Genomic DNA, 16,980 nt, shown 5'->3' with positions numbered 1-16,980 from the left:
TCTGCCCCGGCTCTTGGTAAACAAGAGTTGAGCAGCGCAACCCAACGCCTCGGCTCGCCGGGGCGTTTTTATTTGAAGATCGACAAGAGAACACGCCATGTTTGTCCAGATTTTAGGTTCCGCCGCTGGCGGTGGTTTCCCACAGTGGAACTGTAACTGCGTCAACTGCGCGGGTTTTCGTGATGGCAGCCTGAACGCCAAGGCACGGACCCAATCCTCGATTGCGATCTCTGACGATGGCGTGAACTGGGTACTGTGCAACACCTCGCCCGACATTCGTGCGCAGCTCCAAAGCTTTGCCCCGATGCAGCCAGGCCGCGCCCTGCGTGACACCGGGATCAGCGCCATCATCTTGATGGACAGCCAGATCGACCACACCACCGGCCTGCTGAGCCTGCGCGAAGGCTGCCCGCACGATGTGTGGTGCACCGACATGGTCCACGAAGACCTGAGCACCGGCTTCCCGCTGTTCACCATGCTCAAGCACTGGAACGGCGGCCTGAACTGGCATCGCATCGAGCTTGAAGGCTCGTTCACCATCGCGGCCTGCCCGAGCCTGCGTTTCAGCCCGCTGCCCTTGCGCAGCGCGGCCCCGCCCTACTCACCGCATCGCTTCGACCCGCACCCGGGCGACAACATCGGCCTGATCGTCGAAGACCTGCGCACCGGCGGCAAACTGTTCTACGCCCCAGGCCTGGGCAAGGTCGACGCGCCGTTGCTGGAGATCATGGCGGGCAGCGATTGCCTGCTGGTGGATGGCACGATGTGGGACGACGACGAAATGCAGCGCCGTGGCGTTGGCACCCGCACCGGACGTGAAATGGGCCATCTGGCGCAAAACGGCCCCGGTGGCATGCTCGAAGTGCTGGAGCAATTGCCCGAGCAGCGCAAAGTGCTGATCCACATTAACAACACCAACCCGATCCTCGACGAAGACTCCGCCGAACGCGCCGAACTGGCCCGTCGGGGCGTTGAAGTGGCCTTTGATGGCATGAGCATCGAGCTGTAACCCACCCAAAACCTGTAGGAGCGAGCTTGCCTCGCGAGCTTTTAAACGATCAAAAGATCGCGAGGCAGCTCGCTCCTACAGAGATTCACTTTCTGGAGGCACCATGACCCAAGCCCCTCTCTCCACCGCCGAGTTCGAAGCCGCGCTGCGGGCCAAAGGCGCGTATTACCACATCTATCACCCGTATCAGGTGGCGATGTATGAAGGCCGCGCGACCCGCGAGCAGATTCAGGGCTGGGTCGCCAACCGCTTCTATTACCAGGTGAACATCCCGCTCAAAGACGCCGCCATTCTGGCCAATTGCCCGGACCGCGAAGTGCGACGCGAGTGGATCCAGCGCTTGCTCGACCACGACGGCGCCCCCGGTGAAGACGGCGGTATTGAAGCCTGGCTGCGTCTGGGCCAGGCAGTCGGTCTGGACCCGGACCAACTGCGCTCCCAGGAACTGGTCCTGCCCGGCGTACGCTTTGCGGTCGACGCCTACGTCAACTTCGCCCGTCGCGCCAGTTGGGAAGAAGCCGCCAGCAGCTCATTGACCGAGATGTTCGCGCCGCAAATCCACCAGTCGCGCCTCGACAGCTGGCCGCAGCATTACCCCTGGATCGACCCGGCCGGGTATGAATACTTCCGCACCCGTCTGGGCCAGGCCCGCCGCGATGTGGAGCACGGGCTGGCGATCACCTTGCAGCACTACACCACCTACGAAGGCCAGCAGCGCATGCTCGAAATTCTCCAGTTCAAACTGGATATTCTGTGGAGCATGCTCGATGCCATGACCATGGCTTACGAACTGGACCGCCCGCCTTATCACAGCGTGACCGACCAACGTGTCTGGCACAAAGGAATCACCTTATGAGCTTCGATCGCAGCAAAATCCCGACCTGGCGCCCCGGCTACCGTTTCCAGTACGAGCCCGCGCAAAAAGGCCACGTGCTGCTGTACCCCGAAGGCATGATCAAACTCAACGACAGCGCGGCCTTGATCGGCGGTCTGATCGACGGCCAGCGCGACGTTACGGCCATCATTGGCGAACTGGACAAACAGTTCCCCGGCGTACCCGAGCTCGGCGCAGACATCGAGCAATTTATGGAGGTCGCTCGTGCAGAGCACTGGATCGAACTTGCCTGATAGCCCGATGGCGCTGCCGCCCAAACCCGAAATCGGCCTGCCGCTGTGGCTGCTGGCCGAGCTGACCTATCGCTGCCCGCTGCAATGCCCGTATTGCTCCAACCCGCTGGACTTCGCCCAGCAAGGTAAAGAGCTGAGCACCGAGCAGTGGATCAAGGTGTTTCGCGAAGCGCGGGAAATGGGTGCGGCGCAACTGGGCTTTTCAGGCGGTGAGCCGCTGGTGCGCCAAGACTTGGCCGAACTGATTGGCGAGGCGCGCAAGCTGGGTTTCTACACCAACCTGATTACCTCGGGTATCGGCCTCACCGAGCAAAAAATCAGCGACTTCAAAAAGGCCGGGCTGGACCATATCCAGATCAGCTTCCAGGCCAGCGACGAGCAAGTGAACAACCTGCTCGCGGGTTCGAAAAAAGCCTTCGCGCAAAAGCTCGAAATGGCCCGCGCCGTCAAAGCCCACGGCTATCCGATGGTGCTGAACTTCGTCACCCATCGGCACAACATCGACAAGATCGACCGCATCATCGAGCTGTGCATCGCCCTTGAAGCCGACTTCGTCGAACTTGCCACCTGCCAGTTTTATGGCTGGGCGCAGCTCAACCGAGTGGGCCTGCTGCCGACCAAAGAGCAGTTGGTGCGCGCCGAACGCATCACCAACGAATACCGAGCCAAACTGGAAGCCGAAGGTCACCCCTGCAAGCTGATTTTCGTGACCCCGGACTACTACGAAGAACGGCCAAAAGCCTGCATGAACGGCTGGGGCAGCATTTTCCTGACCGTGACCCCGGACGGCACGGCCTTGCCGTGCCATGGAGCTAGACAAATGCCGGTCGAGTTCCCTAACGTACGCGACCACAGCATGCAGCACATCTGGTACGACTCGTTCGGCTTCAATCGATTTCGAGGCTATGACTGGATGCCCGAGCCTTGCCGCTCGTGCGACGAGAAAGAAAAGGACTTCGGCGGCTGTCGATGCCAGGCCTTTATGCTCACCGGAGACGCCAGCAATGCGGACCCGGTGTGCAGCAAATCGCCGCAACACGACCTGATTCTCAAGGCGCGCGAAGAAGCCGAGCACGCCACCCAGACCATCGAACAATTGGCCTTCCGAAATGAACGAAACTCACGCCTCATCGCCAAAGGCTGAACCTTTCAGCGCCGCCCTCGCCGTCGCCGCCGGTATCGATTTCGCAGAGCTGCGAGTCGGCCCACAGGGCTTGTTCTGGAACGAATACCGCCCGCAAGACGGGGCCAGCCGCATTTGGCACTGGCGGGATGGCCAACCACATTGCCTGACCCCCGCCGACTTCAGCGTGAGCAGTCGGGTGTACGAATATGGCGGCGGCTCGTTCTGCCTGAGCGATGACGGCGTGGTGTTCGTCAACGAAAAAGATCAACAGCTGTATCGACACGCCCTGGACGGCAGTGCCCCGCAAGCGCTGACCCAAGGCACCTGCCGTTATGGCGATGTGCAGTGTGCGAAGGGTCTGATACTGGCCGTCGAACAAGAAGCCGATCTACATCGTCTGATCAGCATTGACCTGGCCACGCAACAGCGCCAGGTCGTGGCCGAAGGCGCCGACTTCTATGCCGCCCCGACCCTCAGCCCAAATGGCCAGCGTCTGGCCTGGATCGAGTGGAGCAAGCCGCATCAACCCTGGACTTCAACCCGGCTGATGCTTGCCGAAGGCCAGATCGATGGTCACTGGAACGCCGCGCACTGTATGGCTGGAGAGCGCAGTGAAGAGTCGCTGCAACAGCCGCGCTTTAACGAGCACAATCGCCTGTACTGCCTCACCGACCGCGCAGGCTTCTGGCAGCCATGGGCCGAGTCGGGCGAAGGGCTGGTGCCAGCGCAAAGCGCCGCTGCCGATCACGCCCCGGCGCCTTGGCAACTCGGCGGCCGGACCTGGCTGCCGCTGGGCGAACAGCACTATTTGGCGACATGGACCGAAGCCGGGTTCGGCCGCTTGGGTATTCACGCGGCTGACGGCAGCGTCGAAGAATTCACTGGCGACTACAGCCGGTTTCGGTGCCTGGCGCTGGATGATGGGTTTATCTATTGCATCGCTGCGTCGCCAGTCAGTCCGTCGGCGATTATCAGCATCCGTCGCAGCGACAAGCAGGTCAGCGTGCTGGCCGGTGGTGTTGCGCCGTTGCCGCCCGAGCACATCAGCCGCCCGCAAACCTTGCGCTACCCATCAGGCAACGGCGAAGCGCATGGCTTTTTCTACCCCGCCATGCACGGCGAAAGCACACCGCCGCTGGTGGTCTTCGTCCACGGCGGCCCGACGTCAGCCTGCTACCCGATGCTCGATCCGCGCATCCAGTACTGGACGCAGCGCGGCTTTGCCGTGGCCGACCTCAACTACCGGGGCAGCACCGGCTATGGCCGCGAATACCGTCAGGCCTTGCACCTGAACTGGGGCAAAGTCGATGTCGAAGACGCCTGCTCAGTCGTCAGCTACCTGGCCGAGCAAGGGCTGATTGATGGCGACAACGCCTTTATTCGCGGCGGCAGCGCGGGCGGCTACACCACCCTGTGTGCGCTGGCGTTCAAAGACGTATTCCGCGCAGGCGCCAGCTTGTATGGCGTGAGCGACCCGATTGCCCTGACGCGCACGACCCACAAGTTTGAAGGCGACTACCTCGACTGGCTGATCGGTGACCCCGTGCGCGATGCCGAACGTTACGCCGCGCGCACGCCGTTGCTGCACGCGAACCAGATCCGCGTGCCGGTGATCTTCTTTCAAGGTGAACTGGATGCGGTCGTGGTGCCCCAGCAAACCCGCGACATGCTCAAGGCCCTTGAAGACAACGGCATCCCGGCCAAGGCCTATTACTACCCCGAAGAACGCCACGGCTTTCGTAAAGCCAGCAACCAGGCCCATGCACTGGAGCAGGAATGGTTGTTCTACAGCGACTTGCTAAACCACTGAACCCCTGTAGGAGCGAGCTCGCCTCGCGATCTTTTGGTCTTTAAAAGCTCGCGAGACAAGCTCGCTCCTACAGATGGCGGGTTAATTCGAACGCTTGGCAATGATGTACACCGCGTGCACAATCCCCGGGATGTAGCCGCACAGGGTCAGCAGAATATTCAGCCAGAACGCACCGCCTAAACCCACTTGCATAAACACGCCCAGTGGAGGAAGCAGGATGGCAAAGATGATTTTGATAAGTTCCACAGGCTCAGCTCCCAATTGATAACGGGCTCAAACGAGCCCCACAGTCAATCGACTCCGAGCGCCGGCCAAAGGTTCACATCACACTTATCCACAGACAAAAAAAAACGCCCCGTGCCGAACTAAAAGGCACAGGGCGATGCGTTATACCGCGAGACGGTTCTTTAAAGACGGCGTGGCGTTTTAGACGGCCACCCCGCGACGACAGTGCAGTTGTGCTGTTCGAACGCGGGCGAAAGCCCGGGCCAGACGCAGCAACATCTCATCGATGTTGCCTTTGCTCACGCACAACGCCGGGGTAAACCGCAGGCAATCGGGTTGCGGGGCGCTGATCAGCAACCCTTCGTACAACGCCGCTTTAACCACCTCAGCGGCCGAGTCATCCGACAACGTCAGGCCCCAAAACAAGCCTTGGCCGCGCAATTCACCCTGTGCATAACTATTGGCCAGCCGCCCCAAGCCTTCGCGCAGGTAGTGACCCGCGTCGCGCACGTGCGGCAGAAAATCTTTTTCCAGCAGCGTGTCGAGCACTGCAACACCGGCCGCGGTCATCAGCGCATTGCCGTGATGGGTGCCGCCCAACTCACCCGGCGCCAGGCAGCACGCCTTGCCCCGCGCCAGCAGCGCCGCCAAGGGCACGCCGCCGCCCAGGCCTTTGCCCAAGGTGATGATGTCGGCACGAACGCCGTAATGCTGTTCCGCGAGCAAGGTCCCGCAACGGCCCATGCCGGTCTGCACTTCATCCAGGATCAGCAAAATTCCCAGCTCACGGCACAGACGCTCGACGCCCTTGAGGTAATGCTCGGTGGCAGGAATCACCCCGGCATCGCTTTGCACCGGCTCCAGCATGATGGCCACGGTCTGCGCATCCACTGCTGCGTGCAACGCAGGCAGGTCGTTGAACGGCACATTGATGAAGCCCGGCAGTTGCGGCTCGAAGCGATTATCAAAGGTGGCGCTGCCTGAGGCTGACATCGCACCAAAGCTGCGGCCGTGACAGCTGCGGCTCGCCGTAATGATGCGATGAGCGCCGCCACGGTGCAGTTGCCCCCATTTGCGCGCCAGCTTGATCGCGCCTTCGTTGGCCTCGGCCCCGGTGTTTAAAAAATGCACCTGATCGCTGCCGGTGCTGTGGCACAGGCGCTCGGCCAAGTTGAGCATGGGCCGATTGAAGAAACCTGCGCCGGGGTTCATCAACGACTGGGCCTGATCGGCCATCGCCTTGACCAGCACCGCCGGGCTATGGCCCAGGCTGTTTACGGCACCACCTTGGGTGAAATCGAGGTAAGCGCGGCTGTCGCTGTCCCACATCCACGAACCCTGGCCACGCACAAACTCCTGCGCCGGGCGTTCAACGCTGGGCATCAGGCAATGGCGAGCCGAGGGGTTGCTGGTGTGCGACGGCACAGACTCAGCCGTCAGTTGATCAAGACTTGAGTGTGAGCGACGCAGGTTAAACAGGTTCATGCACGCAGACCTTGTGATCATAAGCAGATTCGATTTGCAACCACCCCGCTGTGGCCGGGGCGCTAAAACCTCTGTCGGGTTTTCAGCCTTGCCTATGCAAATTAATGCCCCACTCGGGCGCTTTAGCTCGCGCTATCACTCGATGAGCCCAGTGGAACGGGCGTAGACTAGGCGCCCTCGGCCCGTTGAGCCATTTCGTTTTTTAAGCATTTTCGATAAGTAATACTTATGGATTTCAAACAACTGCGTTATTTCGTCGCGGTGTACGAAGAAGGCCATGTCGGCCGTGCCGCCGAGCGTCTGTCGATCTCGCAACCCGCGTTGTCACAACAGGTCCGCCAGCTCGAACACAACCTTGATGTGACCCTGTTTGAACGCAGCAGCAAACGTTTGCTGCCGACGCTGGCCGCCCACACGTTGTACAACCATGCATTGCCGCTGCTCGACGGGTTGCAGCGCGCCAAAGAGGCATTGCGAAACTTCCAGGGCCACGCGCTGCGCACCATTGCCATTGGCGTGCTGCAAACCGTACACACCAGCCTGGTGCCGCAAATGCTTGAGCGCGTGCGCCAGGCGCAACCGCATCTCGTGGTACAGATTTACGAACTGACGGGGCTGGAGATCGAACGGCGCTTGCTCAATGGATCGCTCGACATCGGCATCAGCTACCTGCCGCCGCGTCAGCCGGGGCTTCACGGCACGCCGCTGTACGAAGATGAACTGCAACTGGTGATCCCGGCGGATCATCCTTTGCGCGAATTCAAGAAAGTCTCGCTGACCCAAGCAGCCGAATTGCCGATGTTGCTGCTGGGAGAAGAGTTTCAGGTACGCCAGATCTGGCAAGCGCAACTCGCCAGCTTAGGCCGCCGCCCACAGGTACAGGCCGAGTTGAACACCATGGCCGCCATACTCGACAGCCTGCTGCATACCCGGCTGGCGACTGTGCTGCCGGGGCGTTCACGTCACGAACATGACCATCCGGCCTTGCTATGGAAACCGCTGACCGAGCCTCGGGTGCCGCTGAAAGTGGGGTTGGTGTGCCGCGACGTGCAACGCCAGCAAGCCACAATGGGGCTATTGCGCACCTTGCTGGAAGAGGTGATGAATCATCAGGAAGTGACGTTGTAGGCAGCCAATTGTGTAGCAGTTGACGAGCCTGCGAGGCTACGTCCGGCGGCGCAGCCGTCGTAAAATCAGGCACTGCGGTGTGTCAGTTCAATCTTGCTCTTAGCGTTTACGATCGCTTCGCAATCGGACGCAGCCTCGCAGGCTCGGCAGCTGCTACGTGATTGGCGCTGCTACGGATCAACGTCTACGAGAAAATTCAGACACGGAAAAAAGAAAACCCCGCCTAAGCGGGGTTTTGCAGACTGTTTCCCTGACATCCTTTTCACTCCGCCACCCTGGCAGAATCCTACGTGTCCGTGTTGTTGCTTTGAGCTTCCTGCTCAACGTCCATTGAAAGTAGATTACATCTGGATCCAATCTGACGATATGGACGATTGCCAGCACGCAATGTAAGCAAATGCTTACATTGCACTAAACACCTTAAAAGTGTGCTTCATCCAGCAAGTACAACGACTCACTGCCGGCCTTCACCGACGCACTCAACGAATGGATGCGCGGCAGTAAACGCGCGAAGTAGAAGCGTGCAGTGCCCAATTTGCTGACATAGAACGCATCATCAGCCACTTTACCCAACGCCGTGCGGGCCATCAGTGCCCACATGTAGGCATACGCCGTGTAACCAAAAACTTGCAGGTACTCGACCGACGCAGCGCCGATTTCGTTGGGGTTCTGTTGCGAACGCTCCAAGACCCAAGCTGTCAACTGGTCAAGGTTGTCCAGCGCCGCCGCCAGCGGCTGAGTGAACTCACTCAGGTCGCCAGAAGCAGAGGCGATGAAGTGGCGAATTTCGTCAGCGAACACCCGATAATCCGCCCCGCGGTTGCCGACGATTTTGCGCCCCATCAGGTCCAGCGCCTGAATGCCGTTGGTGCCTTCGTAGATCTGCGTGATGCGCACATCACGCACTAATTGCTCCTGGCCCCACTCGCGAATGTAGCCGTGGCCGCCAAACACTTGTTGGCCATGAACGGTGGTTTCCAGCCCCAGGTCGGTCAAAAAGGCTTTGGCCACCGGCGTCAGCAAGGCCACCAGGCCATCGGCCCGCGCACGTGCGGTCGGGTCTTCGCTGAACTTGGCGATGTCCAGTTGATTGGCCACGTAAGTCGAAAAAGCCCGACCACCTTCGTTGGAAGCTTTCATGGTGAGCAGCATGCGACGCACGTCCGCGTGCACGATGATCGGGTCAGCGATTTTGTCTTTGGCCTGTGCACCCGTTGCAGAACGCCCTTGCAGACGGTCACGGGCGTATTCCACTGCGTTCTGATACGAACGTTCGCCCGACGCCAGGCCCTGAATACCGACCCCAAGACGCTCGTAATTCATCATGGTGAACATTGCCGCCAGGCCACGGTTAGGTTCGCCCACCAGATAACCGACGGCCTCGTCGAAGTTCATCACGCAGGTGGCCGACGCCTGAATACCCATTTTGTGTTCGATAGAGCCGCAGGTCACCGGGTTGCGGTCGCCCAAGCTGCCATCGGCATTAACCCTGAACTTGGGCACCAGAAACAGCGAAATACCTTTGGGCCCGGCCGGGGCATCCGGCAGCTTGGCCAACACCAGGTGGATGATGTTTTCGGTCAGGTCGTGTTCGCCGCCGGTGATAAAAATCTTGGTCCCGCTGACTTTATAAGAGCCGTCTGCTTGCGGCTCAGCCTTGGTGCGAATAATCCCCAGATCAGTACCGGCATGTGGCTCGGTCAAGCACATGGAACCGGCCCACTCGCCCGAGTACATATTGGGCAGGTAAGTGGCTTTCAATTCCTCGCTGGCGTGGGCATTGATCGACACGCAGGCGCCGGAGGTCAGCATCGGGTACAGGCCGAATGCCAGGCTTGAGGAGTTGATCATTTCTTCGACTTGCGCCGACACCGACTTAGGCATGCCCATGCCGCCGAACTCAGGATTGCCGCCTACGCCGACCCAACCGCCTTCGGCGTAGGTTCTGTAGGCGTCGACAAAACCGGCTGGCGTCGTGACCACGGTGTCATGCCAATGGCAGCCTTCTTCGTCAGCGCTGCGGCTCAATGGTGCGATGCTTTTGGCAGTCACTTTGCCTGCTTCTTCGAGAATGGCTTCAACCGTTTCAGCATCAACGGACTCTGCCAATGCAGGCAGTTGCGCCCAAAGAGAAGCAACCTCGAACACTTCATTGAGGACGAAGCGCATATCACGCAGGGGCGCTTTGTAATCAGCCATGGCAAACCTCGTATTCTGTAAACGACGATTAATGTGGGACGCAGTCTAGCTTAACGACGATAGTGATACATAGGGTCATGCCGTGACCAATAAGAAATATATGGTCACGCTCCTGCACGATTGAATCGAGCCACATAAACCAAAAAAGCCGCTCCCCCCGAAGGAGAAGCGGCTTTTTAAAGGTGACTCGCCAAGACTCAGTAGCCCAGGTCGAAGTCTTCTTCTTTCATGTCCATCAGGTTAGCAGCGCCCGACAGCATGGTTGCAACGTGTGTGCGGGTACGCGGCAAGATGCGCTGGAAGTAGAACCGCGCTGTTTGCAGCTTGGCGTTGTAGAAGGCTTCTTCGGACGTGCCTTGCGCCAGCTTTTCAGCCGCCAGACGCGCCATGTCAGCCCAGAAGTACGCCAGGCACGCATAACCGGAATACATCAGGTAGTCGACCGAGGCCGCACCCACTTCTTCACGGTCTTTCATGGCGGCCATACCGACCTTCATGGTCAGCTCGCCCCATTCCTTGTTCAGTGCAGCCAACGGCGCGACGAACTCTTTAACCGCTTCGTTGCCTTCGTTGTTCTGGCAGAACTTGTGGACGATTTTGGTGAAGCCTTTGAGGGCCTCGCCTTGGGTCATCAACACTTTACGGCCCAGCAGGTCGAGGGCCTGAATGCCGGTGGTGCCTTCGTACAGCATCGAAATACGGCTGTCGCGAACGTTCTGTTCCATGCCCCACTCAGCGATAAAGCCGTGGCCGCCGTAGATTTGAACGCCGTGGTTGGCAGACTCAAAGCCGACTTCGGTCATGAAGGCTTTCGCAATCGGCGTCATGAACGCCAGCAGTGCGTCAGCTTTCTTTTTCTCTTCTTCGTCAACGCCGTATTTCACGATGTCGACTTGCTTGGCGGTGAAGTAAACCATGGCGCGGTTGCCTTCAGCGAACGCCTTGGTGGTCAACAGCATGCGCCGTACGTCCGGGTGAACGATGATCGGATCAGCCGCCTTTTCAGGGGCTTTAGGGCCGGTCAACGAACGCATTTGCAGACGGTCACGGGCATATTTCAAGCCGCCCTGGAAGGCGATTTCAGCGTGCGACAGACCTTGCAGTGCTGTGCCCAGACGCGCGGTGTTCATAAAGGTGAACATGCAGTTCAGGCCTTTGTTCGGCGGGCCGATCAGGTAACCCGTGGCGCCGTCGAAGTTCATCACGCAGGTGGCGTTACCATGGATGCCCATTTTGTGCTCAAGGGAACCGCACGACACTGCGTTGCGCTCACCGAGGGTGCCATCGGCGTTCGCGTTGAACTTAGGCACGATGAACAGCGAAATGCCTTTGGTGCCAGCCGGTGCGTCCGGCAGGCGGGCCAGAACGATGTGGACGATGTTGTCGGCCATGTCGTGCTCACCGGCCGAGATGAAGATCTTGGTGCCAGAGATTTTGTACGAACCATCAGCCTGAGGTTCAGCCTTGGTACGCAGCAGGCCCAGGTCAGTACCGCAGTGCGATTCGGTCAGGCACATGGTGCCCGTCCATTCGCCAGTCACCAGCTTGGTCAGATAGGTGTGTTGCTGCTCTGGGGTGCCGTGCTCGGAGATGGTGTTCATCGCGCCGTGCGACAGGCCTGGGTACATGCCCCACGACCAGTTGGCCGCGCCGACCATTTCACTCACCGCCAGACCCAGCGACTCCGGCAGGCCTTGGCCACCATGGTCGACGTCGTGGGCCAGGCTTGGCCAGCCGCCTTCAACGAATTGTTTGTAGGCTTCTTTAAAACCGGTAGGGGTTTTAACCCCGGTCTCGCTCCATGTGCAGCCTTCGATATCACCCACACGGTTCAGCGGTGCCAGCACCTGCTCACAAAACTTGGCGCCTTCTTCGAGAATGGCGTCAACCATATCTGGAGTAGCGTCCTGGCAAGCCGGCAGGCTCTGATAGTGCGCTTCGTAACCGAGCAGTTCGTCACGAACGAAGCGAATATCACGCAAGGGGGCCTTGTAGTCAGGCATAGCGATAAACCTCTGCTGATGAATCCGGGGGATGAACAACCGCATGGATTTGTTATAGGCGGTCAAACAGTTGTTTGAAACATACGTTTACGCCCATTTGTTGTCAAGCAGCACAAAGCCTCCGTTCGTCTAGGTACGAACAGATCACAGAGAAGGGATATGTCGTCGACATCCTGTAGGAGCGAGCTTGCCTCGCGATCTTTTGATCTTTTAAAAGATCGCGAGGCAAGTTCGCTCCTACAGATAAAGGCTCAGTCCAGCAAGTCCAGTTGCAAATGCTCGGCCACGGCTTGGGCCGACGCCGATTTGAGTTTGGGCACACGGCCCAGGCAAGGTGCGGGGAGACGCTCGGCCAGGGTGGCGAGGTTCTCTTCAAGGCGCACGTTTTTCGGCCCGATGATGTTGGCCACCCAACCGGCCAATTGCAGGCCGTCACGGGCAATCGCCTCGGCCGTCAGCAAGGCATGGCTGATGCAGCCCAAACGCACGCCGACCACCAGAATCACCGGCAGGTCCAGCGCCTGTGCCAAGTCCGACAAGCTGTCCTGACCCGACAGTGGCACGCGCCAGCCACCAGCCCCTTCAATCAAGGTGAAATCGGCCTTCTTGGCCAGGATGTGTTGCATCGGCGCCAATAACGATTGCACGTTCACCACCACACCGGCTTCACGCGCCGCAATGTGCGGAGCGATGGGCGGCTCGAAGGCAAACGGGTTGACCTCATCGTAGGTCAACGCCACAGAACTCTCGGCCATCAGCGCCAGCGCGTCGGCATTGCGCAGGCCTTTGGACGTTATTTCACAGCCGGACGCCACGGGCTTGCCCGCTGCGGTGCTTAATCCGGCTTCACGTGCGGCATATAACAAACCGGCTGCAATCGTGGTTTTGCCCACATCGGTGTCGGTTCCTGTAATGAAGTACGCAGGGCTCATCGCGCTTTCTCCAAAATGCCGTAGACCACCTGATACGTCGCCGGGAGGCCCAGTGGCTGACGAAATTGCTCGTAGGCGCTGACCAATCCTTGAAGCCGCGCCCGGCCAGTCAACCCTTCGGGGCGGCCAGGGTTTAGATTGTGCGCGCCCAAAGCTTTCAGTTCATGGGTCAGTTGCCGTACCTGCGCGTAGTGCAGCACATGTGCCTGATTCTGCAAGTCGAGCACGCGCAAATTACTCTCGGCGCACAGTTGCTGATAGCGTTCGAACTCACGAAAACGGTTCACGTGGACTTGCCCGTCAACCGCCCGCCAACTGTCGCGCAATTCGCTCAAGGTGCCGACGCACAAGCTGGCAAACGCCAGTACGCCGCCGGGTTTAAGCACGCGATGGGCTTCACTGAGCACACGGTCGAAATCGGCGCACCATTGCAGCGCCAGGCTGGAAAAAATCAAATCACAGCAGTTGGACTGCAACGGCAGGCTTTCGGCATCACCGGCAATAAAATGCGCCGCGCCGCCCAAGGGCCGGGCAAACGCCAACATGCCATGGGCGATGTCCAGCGCCAGCCCTTCACTGTGGGCAAATTTGTGGCCCAGCACCCGGCTGAAATACCCGGTACCGCTGCCCAGGTCCAGCCACTGTTGCGGCGCCCTGTCAGTTGGCAAGCGGGCTATCAACTCATGCCCCACTGCACGTTGCAGCTCGGCCACGCTGTCGTAACTGGCCGCCGCCCGCGAAAACGAAACCGCTACCTGACGCTTGTCTGGCAGTTGGCCTGCCAGGGTTGCCACACTTAAATCAGTCATCGCCCAGCTCGTGTAAAAAAGCCTGAATCGCGGCCGCCAATTCGTGGGGCGCTTCCAGTAGAAAAGCATGACAGGCCTGTTCAATCAGACCCACTTCGACATCGGGCAACAGTGCCAGCAACGCATTGGCCGCTTCGGCTGGCACCAAGCCATCCATGCCAGCAAACACGTGCAATTGCGGCCCATTAAACGCTTGCAGCGCGGGGCGTACGTCCAGTTGTCCAAGCAGCTCAAGGCCCGCCAGCAACGTGGACGGCTGCGCGCGCGGCGCCCCACCCAACAGCAACTGCGCCATCGGTCGGGGTTCACCCGCGCCTTGGCTGCACAGCAGGCAAAAACGTTTGAGGGTACTGTTCGGGGCTTCGGCGAAGCCGGTGATAAAGGCCTCGAAGGTCGCGTTTGGCATGGCCGCTGGCCAATCGTCACGGCTGACAAAACTCGGGTTGCTGGCCAGCGTAACCAGCCCGCAGCAACGCTCGCCGCGCCGGGCTGCCAGCTCACTGGCGAGCATGCCGCCGAGTGACCAGCCGCCCAGCCATACGTTGTCCGGCAAGGTTGCGTCCAGCGCGTCCAGCCAGTCCTCCAGCCGGGCAGACTCCAGCACCGGCAGCGGTTCTATTTCGACCCGCAAATGTTCGTCCAATCCACGTAGCGCAGCGGCCAAGGGTTCCAACGCAGAAACACCCAAGCCCCAGCCGGGCAGCAAAATCAAACGATCACGCATGGTCGGGCTCCAGCTCGCGCCAACAGTCAAACAATGCGTTTAACAATAGCTGCACCTGTGCCTCTGTGTGGGCTGCCGACAAGGTCACGCGTAAACGCGCACTCCCGGCAGGCACGGTCGGCGGGCGAATCGCCGTCACCAACACGCCACGCTCGCGCAACATCGCAGACAGGCGCACCGCCCGGCCGCTATCGCCAATCAGGATCGGCTGAATAGGCGTAAAGCTGTCCATCAACTGCAAGCCGATCTGCTCGGCGCCCTCGCGGAACTGGCGAATCAAGGTGTTGAGGTGCTCGCGGCGCCACTGCTCGCTGCGCAACAGCTCAAGGCTTTTCAAGGTGGCACACGCCAACGCGGGAGGCTGGCTGGTGGTGTAGATATAAGGCCGGGCGAACTGGATCAAGCTCTCGATCAATTCTTCGCTGCCCGCGACAAACGCGCCGCTGGTGCCGAAGGCTTTGCCCAAGGTGCCCACCAGCACCGGCACATCGTCCGCGCTCAAGCCAAAATGCTCGGCAATCCCGCCGCCATTGGCGCCCAACGGGCCAAAGCCGTGGGCATCATCGACCATCAACCACGCGCCTTTGGCCTTGGTTTCACGGGCCAAAGACGGCAAATCGGCCACATCGCCGTCCATGCTGAACACGCCATCGGTGACCACCAGCGTATTGCCGCAGGCTTTCTCCAGGCGCTTGGCCAGGCTCGCCGCGTCGTTGTGCAGATAGCGATTGAAGCGCGCGCCGCTGAGCAAACCGGCATCCAGCAATGACGCGTGGTTGAGGCGGTCTTCGAGCACGGTATCGCCCTGCCCGACCAGCGCGGTGACAGCCCCCAGATTGGCCATGTAGCCATTGCTGAACAACAGCGCGCGCGGGCGTCCGGTGAACTCGGCCAAGGCTTCTTCCAGCGCGTGGTGCGGGCCGCTGTGGCCGATGACCAAATGCGACGCACCGCCGCCCACGCCCCAGCGCGATGCACCGGCCTGCCAGGCTTCTATCACTTGGGGGTGATTGGCCAAACCCAGGTAATCGTTGTTACAGAACGCTAATAAAGGCTGACCATCAACCACCACCAGCGGCCCTTGCGGGCTTTCAAGCAACGGGCGTTGACGATAAAGATTGTCGGCACGACGCGCAGCCAGACGGGCGCTTAAATCAAAAGACATGCTGGCCTCGGAAATGGATTGCACAAGACCTGTAGGAGCGAGCTCGCCTCGCGATCTTTTGATCGTTTAAAAGATCGCGAGGCAAGCTCGCTCCTACAGTTAAGAGGCTTACACCGCAGCGTTGTAGAACTGTTCGCTGGATTTCTGCTCGATCAGCGCTTGCTCAATCGCCGCCTGATGCACCTCGTCGGCGTGCTCTTCACGGGCTTCAGGCAAGATGCCCAAGCGCGCAAACAGCTGCATGTCTTTGTCGGCCTGCGGGTTGGAGGTGGTCAGCAATTTGTCGCCGTAGAAAATCGAGTTGGCCCCGGCAAAGAACGCCAGCGCTTGCATCTGCTCGTTCATCGCCTCACGACCGGCCGACAACCGCACATGGCACAGAGGCATCATGATGCGCGCCACGGCCAGCATCCGGATGAAATCGAACGGGTCGATGTCTTCAGCATTGGCCATCGGCGTACCCGCCACTTTCACCAACATGTTGATTGGCACCGACTCCGGGTGTTCTGGCAGGTTGGCCAGCTGAATCAACAGATTGGCGCGGTCGTCCAGCGACTCGCCCATGCCCAGAATCCCGCCGGAGCAGATCTTCATCCCGGCATCACGCACGTAGCTCAGGGTTTGCAGGCGCTCGCTGTAGGTACGGGTGGTGATAATGCTGGTGTAAAACTCCGGCGAGGTGTCGAGGTTGTGGTTGTAGTAATCCAACCCAGCGTGCGCCAGCGCTGCCGTTTGCTCCTGATCGAGCTTGCCCAGCGTCATGCAGGTTTCCAGGCCCAGGGCTTTTACGCCTTTGACCATCTCCAGCACGTAGGGCATGTCTTTGGCAGACGGGTGCTTCCAGGCCGCGCCCATGCAGAAACGCGTCGCGCCGATGGACTTGGCCCGTGCGGCTTCTTCGAGCACCGCCTGCACCTGCATCAACTTCTCTTTTTTCAGGCCAGTGTTGTAGTGGCCCGACTGCGGACAATATTTGCAATCTTCCGGACACGCCCCGGTTTTGATCGAAAGCAGCGTCGAAACCTGAACCCGATTCGCGTCGAAATGCGCGCGGTGAACGGTCTGCGCCTGAAATAACAGGTCATTGAACGGCTGGACAAACAAGGCCCGGACTTCGGCTAAAGACCAATCATGTCGCAAGTTGGCAAGGGTGCTGGCGCTCATCGGCGTTTCTCTTGTTTATGCTTTGACTAGAACCTGAGGTCATTGCCTCAGGCACGGCACGGATGCTCGGCAT

15 protein-coding genes are annotated in these 16,980 nt (G+C 59.8%); 6 read left to right on the top strand and 9 right to left on the bottom strand.

Annotated elements, in window-relative coordinates; genetic code table 11:
- Window positions 1-97: 97 nt before the first annotated feature.
- From pqqB to RHM56_RS25585, 5 genes are all read left to right on the top strand, one after another.
- Window positions 98-1,009 (top strand): pyrroloquinoline quinone biosynthesis protein PqqB, encoded by a 912-nt coding sequence (gene pqqB, locus RHM56_RS25605; RefSeq protein ID WP_322237204.1) that lies wholly within the window; start codon window positions 98-100, stop codon window positions 1,007-1,009.
- 103 nt (window positions 1,010-1,112) lie between these two features.
- The gene (pqqC, locus tag RHM56_RS25600; RefSeq protein WP_131653336.1) at window positions 1,113-1,865 is read left to right on the top strand and encodes a pyrroloquinoline-quinone synthase PqqC; all 753 of its coding nucleotides are present in this window, start codon (window positions 1,113-1,115) and stop codon (window positions 1,863-1,865) included.
- Complete coding sequence (pqqD, locus tag RHM56_RS25595) at window positions 1,862-2,137, top strand: pyrroloquinoline quinone biosynthesis peptide chaperone PqqD (RefSeq protein ID WP_322237200.1); 276 nt, start codon at window positions 1,862-1,864, stop codon at window positions 2,135-2,137. The genes pqqC and pqqD overlap by 4 nt, the downstream gene beginning before the upstream one ends.
- A gap of 7 nt (window positions 2,138-2,144) precedes the next feature.
- Window positions 2,145-3,281: a pyrroloquinoline quinone biosynthesis protein PqqE gene (pqqE, locus tag RHM56_RS25590; RefSeq protein ID WP_322241868.1), complete on the top strand. Its 1,137-nt coding sequence runs from the start codon at window positions 2,145-2,147 to the stop codon at window positions 3,279-3,281.
- Entirely contained in the window at window positions 3,247-5,073 is a 1,827-nt protein-coding gene (locus RHM56_RS25585) for a S9 family peptidase (RefSeq protein WP_322237198.1), read from the top strand. Before pqqE ends, RHM56_RS25585 begins: the two co-directional genes overlap by 35 nt.
- A gap of 81 nt (window positions 5,074-5,154) precedes the next feature.
- On the opposite strand, the gene RHM56_RS25580 is transcribed toward RHM56_RS25585, so the two are convergent.
- Window positions 5,155-5,319, bottom strand: a complete 165-nt coding sequence (locus tag RHM56_RS25580) for a YqaE/Pmp3 family membrane protein (protein ID WP_019409826.1) — start codon at window positions 5,317-5,319, stop codon at window positions 5,155-5,157.
- Between the two features lie 180 nt (window positions 5,320-5,499).
- Window positions 5,500-6,783 carry an aspartate aminotransferase family protein gene (locus tag RHM56_RS25575; protein ID WP_322237195.1) on the bottom strand — a complete coding sequence of 428 codons (1,284 nt, stop codon included), beginning with the start codon at window positions 6,781-6,783 and terminating at the stop codon, window positions 5,500-5,502.
- Between the two features lie 228 nt (window positions 6,784-7,011).
- On the opposite strand from RHM56_RS25575, the gene RHM56_RS25570 reads away from it, so the two are divergent.
- Window positions 7,012-7,911: a LysR family transcriptional regulator gene (locus tag RHM56_RS25570; RefSeq protein WP_322237193.1), complete on the top strand. Its 900-nt coding sequence runs from the start codon at window positions 7,012-7,014 to the stop codon at window positions 7,909-7,911.
- 420 nt (window positions 7,912-8,331) lie between these two features.
- Here RHM56_RS25570 and RHM56_RS25565 read toward each other — a convergent pair whose 3' ends face one another.
- The 7 genes from RHM56_RS25565 to bioB form a co-directional block, all read right to left on the bottom strand.
- A complete protein-coding gene (locus tag RHM56_RS25565; protein ID WP_322237191.1) occupies window positions 8,332-10,110 on the bottom strand; it encodes an acyl-CoA dehydrogenase C-terminal domain-containing protein in 1,779 nt (592 codons plus the stop codon).
- A 197-nt stretch (window positions 10,111-10,307) separates the two neighbouring features.
- Window positions 10,308-12,113, bottom strand: coding sequence for a phenylacyl-CoA dehydrogenase (locus RHM56_RS25560; protein ID WP_322237189.1), 1,806 nt, complete (start codon window positions 12,111-12,113; stop codon window positions 10,308-10,310).
- Between the two features lie 251 nt (window positions 12,114-12,364).
- Complete coding sequence (gene bioD / locus RHM56_RS25555; protein ID WP_322237186.1) at window positions 12,365-13,045, bottom strand: dethiobiotin synthase; 681 nt, start codon at window positions 13,043-13,045, stop codon at window positions 12,365-12,367.
- Window positions 13,042-13,854 (bottom strand): malonyl-ACP O-methyltransferase BioC, encoded by an 813-nt coding sequence (gene bioC / locus RHM56_RS25550; RefSeq protein ID WP_322237183.1) that lies wholly within the window; start codon window positions 13,852-13,854, stop codon window positions 13,042-13,044. The genes bioD and bioC overlap by 4 nt, the downstream gene beginning before the upstream one ends.
- Window positions 13,847-14,578 (bottom strand): alpha/beta fold hydrolase, encoded by a 732-nt coding sequence (locus RHM56_RS25545; protein ID WP_322237181.1) that lies wholly within the window; start codon window positions 14,576-14,578, stop codon window positions 13,847-13,849. The genes bioC and RHM56_RS25545 overlap by 8 nt, the downstream gene beginning before the upstream one ends.
- Window positions 14,571-15,743: an 8-amino-7-oxononanoate synthase gene (bioF, locus tag RHM56_RS25540; RefSeq protein WP_322237180.1), complete on the bottom strand. Its 1,173-nt coding sequence runs from the start codon at window positions 15,741-15,743 to the stop codon at window positions 14,571-14,573. Before bioF ends, RHM56_RS25545 begins: the two co-directional genes overlap by 8 nt.
- Window positions 15,744-15,851: 108 nt before the next feature.
- A complete protein-coding gene (bioB, locus tag RHM56_RS25535) occupies window positions 15,852-16,907 on the bottom strand; it encodes a biotin synthase BioB (protein WP_322237178.1) in 1,056 nt (351 codons plus the stop codon).
- Window positions 16,908-16,980 lie beyond the last annotated feature (73 nt).

Source organism: Pseudomonas sp. CCC3.1 (assembly GCF_034347405.1).
Classification (GTDB): Bacteria; Pseudomonadota; Gammaproteobacteria; order Pseudomonadales; family Pseudomonadaceae; genus Aquipseudomonas.
This window is presented reverse-complemented; position numbering and strand designations above follow the sequence as displayed.